Annotated in this window: 10 protein-coding genes; 5 read left to right on the forward strand and 5 right to left on the reverse strand. The window is 61.5% G+C overall.

The genetic code is table 11. The features are described 5' to 3' along the window. Positions 1 to 327 precede the first annotated feature (327 nt). From BQ17_RS03480 to BQ17_RS03500, 5 genes are all read right to left on the reverse strand, one after another. Complete coding sequence (locus BQ17_RS03480) at positions 328 to 1,110, reverse strand: succinate dehydrogenase iron-sulfur subunit (RefSeq protein ID WP_089724344.1); 783 nt, start codon at positions 1,108 to 1,110, stop codon at positions 328 to 330. 57 nt (positions 1,111 to 1,167) lie between these two features. Beyond that, positions 1,168 to 2,958 carry a succinate dehydrogenase flavoprotein subunit gene (gene sdhA, locus BQ17_RS03485; RefSeq protein WP_089724346.1) on the reverse strand — a complete coding sequence of 597 codons (1,791 nt, stop codon included), beginning with the start codon at positions 2,956 to 2,958 and terminating at the stop codon, positions 1,168 to 1,170. 6 nt (positions 2,959 to 2,964) lie between these two features. Then, entirely contained in the window at positions 2,965 to 3,345 is a 381-nt protein-coding gene (sdhD, locus tag BQ17_RS03490) for a succinate dehydrogenase, hydrophobic membrane anchor protein (RefSeq protein ID WP_089724347.1), read from the reverse strand. Further along, positions 3,342 to 3,740, reverse strand: a complete 399-nt coding sequence (sdhC, locus tag BQ17_RS03495; protein WP_089724349.1) for a succinate dehydrogenase, cytochrome b556 subunit — start codon at positions 3,738 to 3,740, stop codon at positions 3,342 to 3,344. The genes sdhD and sdhC overlap by 4 nt, the downstream gene beginning before the upstream one ends. A gap of 294 nt (positions 3,741 to 4,034) precedes the next feature. Continuing rightward, positions 4,035 to 4,214, reverse strand: a complete 180-nt coding sequence (locus BQ17_RS03500) for a DUF1674 domain-containing protein (protein WP_089724351.1) — start codon at positions 4,212 to 4,214, stop codon at positions 4,035 to 4,037. A 477-nt stretch (positions 4,215 to 4,691) separates the two neighbouring features. Between BQ17_RS03500 and BQ17_RS03505 the strand changes: the two genes are divergently transcribed. The 5 genes from BQ17_RS03505 to recO all read left to right on the forward strand — a co-directional run bounded on the left by BQ17_RS03505 (position 4,692) and on the right by recO (position 8,660). Next, positions 4,692 to 4,913, forward strand: coding sequence for a transposase (locus BQ17_RS03505; RefSeq protein ID WP_256091461.1), 222 nt, complete (start codon positions 4,692 to 4,694; stop codon positions 4,911 to 4,913). A gap of 294 nt (positions 4,914 to 5,207) precedes the next feature. Continuing rightward, positions 5,208 to 5,573, forward strand: coding sequence for a hypothetical protein (locus BQ17_RS03510; protein ID WP_089724353.1), 366 nt, complete (start codon positions 5,208 to 5,210; stop codon positions 5,571 to 5,573). A 276-nt stretch (positions 5,574 to 5,849) separates the two neighbouring features. After that, positions 5,850 to 6,830, forward strand: a complete 981-nt coding sequence (gene glk, locus BQ17_RS03515; RefSeq protein WP_089724355.1) for a glucokinase — start codon at positions 5,850 to 5,852, stop codon at positions 6,828 to 6,830. A 180-nt stretch (positions 6,831 to 7,010) separates the two neighbouring features. Continuing rightward, positions 7,011 to 7,904, forward strand: coding sequence for a GTPase Era (gene era / locus BQ17_RS03520; RefSeq protein WP_089724358.1), 894 nt, complete (start codon positions 7,011 to 7,013; stop codon positions 7,902 to 7,904). A gap of 9 nt (positions 7,905 to 7,913) precedes the next feature. Continuing rightward, positions 7,914 to 8,660, forward strand: a complete 747-nt coding sequence (gene recO, locus BQ17_RS03525) for a DNA repair protein RecO (protein WP_089724357.1) — start codon at positions 7,914 to 7,916, stop codon at positions 8,658 to 8,660. Positions 8,661 to 8,783 lie beyond the last annotated feature (123 nt).

The following is an 8,783-nucleotide window of genomic DNA, read 5'->3' on the forward strand; positions in this document are numbered from 1 at the left end:
GGGGTATCCTCAAGGGAAACAAGAACCGAGCGGGGAGCGGTCACGGTCGGACTCCTAGCTGAGAATATTGGGTTGAGAGGAATACTAGCTTAGAGGGAGGGTCAAGTCAAACAAAATGGGTGTCCTTTTTTTTGCTTAGTACGGATGATCTGAATTACCGATAACATAGAGCCGGTCGGTCCCTCACGAAAGATTTATCCGCAAATAAACGCAAATGCACGCAAATGGATCAGGAATTATCGATGATGGCGAACCGATTGCGACCAATTTGCGTTGATTCGCGTTCATTTGCGGAAAAAAGAATTCCCATGCGAAAGACCGTGTGACCTACAGCGCCCGCATGGCAATCATCCGCTTGATCTCGCCGATCGCCTTGCCCGGATTGAGGCTTTTCGGGCAGGTGTTGGTGCAGTTCATGATGGTGTGACAGCGGAAGAGCCGGAAGGGGTCTTCCAGCTCGTCGAGCCGTTCGCCAGTGGACTCGTCGCGGCTGTCGGCGATCCAGCGATAGGCCTGGAGCAAGGCCGCGGGTCCCAGATAGCGGTCGCCGTTCCACCAATAGCTGGGGCAGCTGGTGGAGCAGGAGGCACAGAGAATGCACTCGTAGAGCCCGTCCAGCTTCGCCCGGTCTTCTTTCGATTGCAGGCGCTCCCGATCCGGCGGCGGGGTCGATTGGGTCCACATCCAGGGCTTGATGGCGGCATACTGGGCATAGAAGTTGGTGAGATCCGGCACCAGGTCTTTCACCACCGGCAGATGTGGCAAGGGATAGATCATTACATCGCCCTTGATGTCAGCGATCGCCTTGGTGCAGGCCAGGGTGTTGGTCCCGTCGATGTTCATGGCGCAGGAGCCGCACACGCCCTCGCGACAGGAGCGGCGGAACGATAGCGTCGAATCCACTTCGTTCTTGATCTTGAGCACGGCATCCAGAACCATGGGGCCGCAGCTGTCGAGATCGAGCTCGTAGGTGTCGGTGCTCGGGTTTTCGCCGGAGTTCGGGTCCCAGCGGTAAATCACGAACCGCTTGGTGTTCTTCGCGCCGTCAGCGGCCTTGAAGGTCTTACCCGGTTGCACGACCGAATTTTTCGGCAGCCGAAATTCAGCCATTGGCTCATTCCTCGTGTTTGTCAGTCATCGTCACTCACTACCGTTGTCCGCACCGGCTCAATAGACACGCGCCTTGGGCGGGACTACTTCGACTTCGTCGGTGAGGGTGTAGTCGTGGACCGGCCGGTAGTCGATGGTCGGCTCGCCTGTCTCCCCGAGCCAGGCCAGGGTGTGCTTCTGCCAGTTTTCGTCATCGCGCTCCGGATGGTCTTCTCGGGCGTGGGCCCCCCGGCTCTCGGTCCGGTTGCGGGCGCTGTGCATGGTCACCACCGACAACGCCAACAGATTGTCCAGCTCCAGGGTCTCCACCAGATCCGAGTTCCAGACCATGTTTCTGTCGGTGACGCCGACGTCGCCGAAGGATGCGCGCACCTCGCCGATCAGCTTGACGCCCTCGTCCAGGGTCTCGCCGGTACGGAAGACCGCCGCGTAGTTCTGCATGGTCTTCTGCATCTTCAGGCGGATCTCCGCCGTGGGCCGGGAGCCTTTGGCATGGCGTAGCCGATCGAAGCGCTGCACGATCTTCTCGTCCGCATCCGCCGGCAGCGATTTGTGCTTGGTGTCGGGCTTGATGACCTCGGCGCAACGTTCGGCGGCGGCACGACCGAATACGACGATATCCAGCAGGGAATTGGAGCCCAGACGGTTGGCCCCATGGACCGAGACGCAGGCGGCCTCGCCGATGGCCATCAAGCCGGGAACCACGGCGTCCGGGTCTCCGTCCCGCAGGGTCACCACCTCCCCGTGCAGGTTGGTCGGGATGCCGCCCATGTTGTAGTGCACCGTCGGCAATACGGGGATGGGCTCTTTGGTCACGTCCACGCCGGCAAAGATGCGCGCGGACTCCGAAATGCCGGGCAGCCGTTCGTTGAGGACCTCCGGACCCAGATGCTCCAGGTGCAGGTAGATATGGTCGGCCTCGGGGCCCACCCCCCGCCCTTCGCGGATCTCGATGGTCATGGAGCGACTCACCACATCGCGGGAGGCGAGGTCCTTGGCGTTGGGCGCATAGCGCTCCATGAAGCGCTCGCCCTTAGAATTGGTCAGGTAGCCCCCTTCGCCCCGAGACCCCTCGGTGATCAGACAGCCGGAGCCGTAGATGCCAGTGGGGTGGAACTGGACGAACTCGTGGTCCTGGACCGGTAGCCCGGCGCGCAGGACCATGGCGTTGCCGTCACCGGTGCAGGTATGGGCCGAGGTGGCGGAGAAGTAGGCCCGGCCATAGCCGCCGGAGGCCAGAATCACCTGATGGGCGCGGAACCGATGCAGGGTTCCGGAGTCCAGGTCCCAGGCCATGACACCGCGACAGGCGCCCTCGTCATCCATGATCAGATCCAGCGCGAAGTACTCGATGAAGTATTCTGCCTTGAATTGCAGGCTCTGCTGATAGAGTGTATGGAGGATGGCGTGCCCGGTACGGTCGGCGGCGGCACAGGTGCGGTGGGCGGTGCCTTGTCCGTAGTTGGTGGTCATCCCCCCGAACGGGCGTTGATAGATCTTGCCTTCATCGGTGCGCGAGAAGGGCACGCCATAGTGCTCCAGCTCGATGACGGCGGGGATGGCCGCGCGACACATATACTCGATGGCATCCTGATCCCCCAGCCAATCCGAGCCCTTGACCGTATCGTACATGTGCCAACGCCAGTCATCCTCCCCCATGTTGCCGAGGGCGGCGCTCATCCCCCCTTGGGCGGCCACCGTGTGGCTCCGGGTGGGAAACACCTTGGTGATGCAGGCCGTGGTCAGGCCCTTGGCGGCGGCACCGAAGGTTGCCCTGAGACCCGCACCGCCGGCGCCGACCACCACCACATCATAGGCGTGATCGACGATCTGATAAGCTTCCGACATGATGGTTTACCCCCCCCAGGCGATGCGCAGAACCGCGACGATTGCAACGACGGCCAACAACAGGGCCAGGAATCTAACCAGGATAATGCTCGCTACCTGTAACCAGGGGGTGGAGATGTAGTCCTCGAAGACCACCTGCATCCCCAACTGGGCGTGATAAAACAGGGCCCCGATCAGCAGGATCAGCAGCGCGCTGTTATAGGGGGAACCGACCCATTTCGCGGCCGTTGCATAGTCGGCCGTTGCGATGACGGTCAAGGACGCGACGAACCACAGAAAGAGCGGGACCAAGGCGATGGCCGACAGCCGTTGCGCCCACCAGTGGTGGGCCCCCGACTTCGCCGAGCCGTGCCCACGCACCCGTGCCAATGGTGCACGCATGTTCATAGGAGACCTCCCCGGATCGCATAGGCCATGGCGAAGGTAATCAAGGTCAGGGTGATCGCCACCACGACTACAAACCTCCCGGAGGCGTAGACCGTGTCCATATCGAACCCGAGTCCCATATCCCAGAACAGATGACGCATGCCGTTGCACAGGTGATAGAAGAGCGCGAATACCCAAGCCAACAAGAGCGTGCGTCCGATTCCGGAACCGAGAAGTCCCTGCACCGTCGCATAGCTCTCGGGCCCCTTCGCCAGGGCCGCCAGCCAACAGACCAACAACAGGGAACCTATGCTTAAGAACACGCCGGTGGCGCGGTGGAGAATGGAAAGAACCGCGGTGAGCTGCGGTTTGTAAACTTGTAGATGCGGAGAGAGCGGTCGGTCGGTGTTACCCATACGCCTTACCTCGTGTCACATTGACGAATCTGAAAGGGGATTAGGGGCTACTGACATTCATCGTGCTCAGGTCCGATTGTGGCCCATTTCCGGGTGATTTTAAGTTGCGGCTCGGTGAACAGAACCCGTAGGGTGGGCTGTGCCCACCAATACTGCGCCTACTGGTGGGCATAGCCCACCCTACCCTTCCTCGCCGCGTCTGATCAGCACGATCATCAGCACGAAAAATTCCTCCCACTCGCCCGCACTCGGATGGATGTCAACAACCTGGCAGGAATGCCGCGGGGGATCCCATCAAAAATCGATGCAGCGGCCCGCCTTCTCCCAGTCCCCATAGCGGGTGGGTTCCAGCCCCGGCGGACCGCCAATCTCGCGGCGACCTTGCGGCTGTGTTTCCTGCTCCTTATCGGCCTCGGGCACCGGCTCGTCCGCCGATGCTTCCCCGCGGCTTTCAGGTTGATGCAAGCTGTTCATACAGATTCCCGCGGGCTCACTCGAAACCCATCGGATCGATCACCTAGTGCACGATGCATGCCAACACTTTAACCGGCTGAAGCCGATCAGGGCACAACCACCGCGACCGCCCGGAACCCGGATGGTGCAGTCGTACACCGGCATAGAAACCGCCCCCCATTTGTGCAGTGCAACATAGTATAGGAGATTTTCTTAGAGGGTCAACGTGATTTATGACAGTCGTAAGACAAGCACGTATCAATTTTCCTACCGACGGACAAATTGCTTCCAGCTTCCAGCTTCCAGTCGCCAGTCGCCAGTCGCCAGTCGCCGATAGTATAAGGATGAGCTGCACCCATCGACGACTCACCCCCTTTTTAATGCGATGTAGAAATCCACGTCCTCTGGACGTGGTCAGAGTGCTGAGGCTTTGCCGATAGCACGACTCAATGGTACTCCTAAGTTTGAGCTGTCCCCACAGTCTCGAACTGAGGAAAGATTTCGGTATCGGATTATGTCGGGACGGTGAAGGGTCGAACGGCGATTCGGGTCTTCAACCGGTTTCAGCACTTAAAACGTAAGCCCTATTGGGGTAATCACTTTTGGGTCAAGGGCTACTGCGCCGACACGGTCGGACTCGATGCAGAGAAGATCCGGGCTTATGTCCAGTACCAAGCGAAACGGGAACACCTCGTGGAGCAGGGTAGGCTGAAGTTCTAGCCGACCTCGCTCTATCCTGGGGACAGCCAGACCTTGCCTCCTCTGGAGGCAAGGCACATTTATCCCCTTCTAGGGGTTAGACCAAAGCCCCCCTTTCTAAGGGGGATTTTTTACTTTTTCTGCGGTGGAGCCTGACGCATCAGTTTGCCGATTTTGCGCAAGCATCAGCATCTCACAGATAAGCGAAATTTGATTTGCCTCTATACAGAGCCCCGTAGCCGCAGTAATCTTTCAGCTTGAGCGGACCACTGATGGTTCGGGTCCGCACTCGACGAGATGATTGGGAGGAAACAGATGATCCGAAACAAGCGCTTGGTACTGGCCGCCGCCGTTGCCGGCACTACGGCCCTGACCACCTTCTCGGCCGAGGCTTTCTTCGGTCCCTTCAATGCAATGCGTGGATGGGGCGGCAGCCCGTGGGGCTGGGACTACCCCTATTACGGCTGGGGCCATCCCTACTACGGCGGCTGGGGCCATCCCTATTACGGCGGCTGGGGCCACCCCTACTACGGAGGTTGGGGTTATCCCCGTTATGGAGGCTGGGGCTACCCCTACTATGGAGCCTGGGGCCATCCATACTGGGGCGGCATCCCCTATCTCGGCTATCCCGCCGTCACCGCACCGGCACCGGCAACCCCCGCGTCTAGCTCCGACAAGTAGTATCCGCATGCTCCCGCGCTATCGAGCGCGGGAGTCCCTTCGCCTTCAACCCGCCTATCTACACTTAACGCGAGGTCCGTGCGAGCAGGCCGCGCGGGGGATCATTGTGAGTGTAGGTTGCGTTAAGACGCCGGCACGAACACCGAAGGAAATCGACAAACCGTTATGCGTCGAACGCAACACGTCAAACCCTGTCCCGACGCAGGAGGGATCTTTTCCCTCCCGACGACGCCAAATAATTCAGGATTGCTTAGATCAAGGCTGGAGGCTGAAGCCATGCAGATATTGGTGGGGGATATCGGCGGTACCAAGACCGTCCTGGCGATTGCCGAGACGGATGCCGGTGCCATCCGTCTGAGCGATGAGCGGCGTTATGCGAGCCATGATTTCGCCTCCCTGGAGGCGGTCGTCGCCCGCTTTTTCGCGGAGACGGGCAGGACTTGCGAGACCGCGGCCTTTGCCGTGGCCGGACCGGTACAGGACGACCGCAGCGAGATCACCAATCTCCCTTGGGCCCCGAGTGCCCGCCACCTCGAACGCACACTGAGTCTGCGCGCGGTGCACCTGCTCAATGACCTGGAGGCCATGGCCTGGGGTATCGCCACCCTGGGTCCCGCCGACCTCGAGGTGCTCCATCCGGGTGAGCCGAACCCGGTAGGCAATGCCTGCGTGGCGGCAGCCGGGACCGGACTGGGGGAGGCAGGTATGTACTGGGACGGGACCTGCCACAGGCCATTCGCAACCCAGGGCGGCCACGCGGATTTTGCCCCCCGCGACGATTGGGAGTTGGCGCTGTTACTCAGGCTCCAGGGGCGTTACGGCTATGTGAGCTGGGAGCGTGTGGTCTCCGGAATGGGGATCGCGGACAGCTACGACTTTTTGCGGGAACGGCACGGCGCCGGTGGCTCGGACCCTATGCAGGAGGTGGCGGTCGAGGATAAGCCGGCGGCCATTGCGGCTGCGGCCGCGGATGGGTCTTGTCCCGTCTGTGCCGAGACCATGCAGCGCTTCATGGACTTCTATGGCCGCGAGGCGGGTAACCTGGCCCTCAAGCATATGGCCGTCGGGGGTGTCTATCTAGGTGGCGGCATCGCCCCGAAGAATCTCGATCTGCTGCGCCGGGGCCCCTTCCTCGAGGCATTTTTCGACAAAGGCCCCATGACCAAGCTGATGCGGCGCATGCCAGTCAAAGTCATCCTCGAACAGCGGGCGCCGCTGTTCGGGGCGGCGCGTTTTGCGGCCATGGGTAATGGTTAGAGTTTAAATGGAAACATCGCCACTAGTTAGTGAGTTGGGCACACCACGCGCTGCATTCCTCTCCCTCCGAGGGTGTCGCAAAAGCCCGTCCATGGGCCGTTGCGGGGCGGAAACGGAATGATGTCTGACAATCTGACCATCTCCCCGGCATCTGCGGCAGGCCAAGACCCGACCGCCGAGATGGGGGTTACGCGTTGTGGCTTCGTAGCCATCGTGGGCCGGCCCAATGTGGGCAAGTCCACCCTCCTCAATCGGCTGCTCGGTCACCAGCTGGCGATCACCTCGGACAAGGCACAGACCACCCGGCATGCGATCTTAGGCATCAAGACTCAAAGGCAATCGCAGGCGATCTATGTCGACACCCCCGGCATCCACGAACGGGGCCGTAGCGCCCTGAACCGCTATCTCAACCGGACCGCCCGCGCCACGATCAGGGATGTCGATCTGGTCCTGTTCCTGGTCGAGGCCCTGCATTTCACGGCGGAGGACGCCAAGGCCCTGGGCACGGTCGTCGCTGCCGGAGTATCTGCCATCGCGGTGATCAACAAGATCGATCGGGTCAGGGACAAATCGCGTCTCTTGCCCTACCTCCGGGAGCTCTCGGCACGCCATGCCTTTTCGGCACTGGTCCCGGTCTCCGCCGCCACCGGCGATCAGGTCAATCGGCTCGCAGGACTGGTGATGGAATCACTGCCGGCGGGGGCGGCCGTCTTTGCGTCCGATCAGCTCACGGACCGCCCCGAGCGTTTCTTTGCCGCCGAGCTCTTGCGCGAGCAGCTCATGCGGCGTTACGGGGACGAGCTCCCCTATCGTGCCACCGTCCAGATCGAGCGTTTCGAGGACCAGGGCGGGCGCTATCGGATCAGGGCCCTGATCTGGGTGGAGCGGCCGGGGCAGAAGGCGATCGTTATCGGCAAGCAGGGCGAATCCCTCAAGCTAGCGGCGAGGCAGGCGCGTTTACGGATGCAGGTACTGTTCGGCTGCCCGGTGCACCTGGATGTCTGGGTAAAGGTCAAGCAGCGCTGGTCGAGCGATGCAGCGGCGCTGGCGGGCCTGGGCTACCCGGACCGGTAACGGGTGCATATGGCTAGTCGCTCGGACCAGGCCGCGCGCGACCATCTGCAACGCTGTTTCGTGCTCCACCGGCGCAACTTCAGCAACACCAGTTTGATCCTGGACATCTTCTCGGCCATCCATGGCCGGCAAGCCGTCCTCGCCAAGGGCGCCAGACAGCACCGCCGGGGCCGCCCCGCCGGCGGTGAGATACTGCAACCCTTCCGACCCCTGTGGTTGAGCTGGAGCGGGCGGGGCGAGGTCAAAACACTGATACGGTACGAGGCGGCCGGGCCTGCGGCCGAGCTGCCGGGCAAGCTCCTGTATTGCGGGTTCTATCTCAACGAGCTCCTGGTCCGGTTGCTGCGGCGGGGCGATGCCCATGAGAACCTGTTCGCCTTTTACGCCGCGGCCCTCACTGCGCTGGCGGCTGGGGAGGATGTGGAGACGGTATTGCGGCACTTCGAGCTGCGGCTGTTGCGGGAGATCGGCTATGCGGTGGAGCTCGACCGAGAGGCCGGGAGCGGTCGACCGGTGGCGCCGGGACGTTACTATGTCTATGAGCAGGAATCAGGCCTACGTGCCGCAGGCACCGGAGACGGGCGGTACGCCCTAGCGGGCGAACTCCTCCTGGGTTTGGCGGCCGGCGAACCCCTGAGCGGACCGGCGGCCAAGACGGCTAAGCTGCTGACCCGGCGCCTGCTCGCACCCTATCTCGGCACGCGGCCCTTGCAGAGCCGCGAGCTGTTTCGACAACACCGTAACTTAAGCCTCTGAGCTGAGTCCGCGGGAGCGGACGAGACGGCATTCCCACGCTGGAGCCTCACTGCCATTAAGTTAAGGAAAAGCGCAAAAATATGCCGCATACTTCACGTTTTTTCGAGATCATAGCAATGAGCA

Origin of the sequence: Candidatus Thiosymbion oneisti (genome assembly GCF_900092655.1) — a bacterium.
GTDB classification, from domain to species: Bacteria; Pseudomonadota; Gammaproteobacteria; order Chromatiales; family Chromatiaceae; genus Thiosymbion; species Thiosymbion oneisti.

Bases quoted from the DNA above. Each gene is read 5' to 3' on its own strand.
- BQ17_RS03480 (WP_089724344.1), bottom strand. From the start codon at position 1,110: ATGGCTGAATTTCGGCTGCCGAAAAATTCGGTCGTGCAACCGGGTAAG.
- sdhA (WP_089724346.1), bottom strand. From the start codon at position 2,958: ATGTCGGAAGCTTATCAGATCGTCGATCACGCCTATGATGTGGTGGTG.
- sdhD (WP_089724347.1), bottom strand. From the start codon at position 3,345: ATGAACATGCGTGCACCATTGGCACGGGTGCGTGGGCACGGCTCGGCG.
- sdhC (WP_089724349.1), bottom strand. From the start codon at position 3,740: ATGGGTAACACCGACCGACCGCTCTCTCCGCATCTACAAGTTTACAAA.
- BQ17_RS03500 (WP_089724351.1), bottom strand. From the start codon at position 4,214: ATGAACAGCTTGCATCAACCTGAAAGCCGCGGGGAAGCATCGGCGGAC.
- BQ17_RS03510 (WP_089724353.1), top strand. From the start codon at position 5,208: ATGATCCGAAACAAGCGCTTGGTACTGGCCGCCGCCGTTGCCGGCACT.
- glk (WP_089724355.1), top strand. From the start codon at position 5,850: ATGCAGATATTGGTGGGGGATATCGGCGGTACCAAGACCGTCCTGGCG.
- era (WP_089724358.1), top strand. From the start codon at position 7,011: ATGGGGGTTACGCGTTGTGGCTTCGTAGCCATCGTGGGCCGGCCCAAT.
- recO (WP_089724357.1), top strand. From the start codon at position 7,914: ATGGCTAGTCGCTCGGACCAGGCCGCGCGCGACCATCTGCAACGCTGT.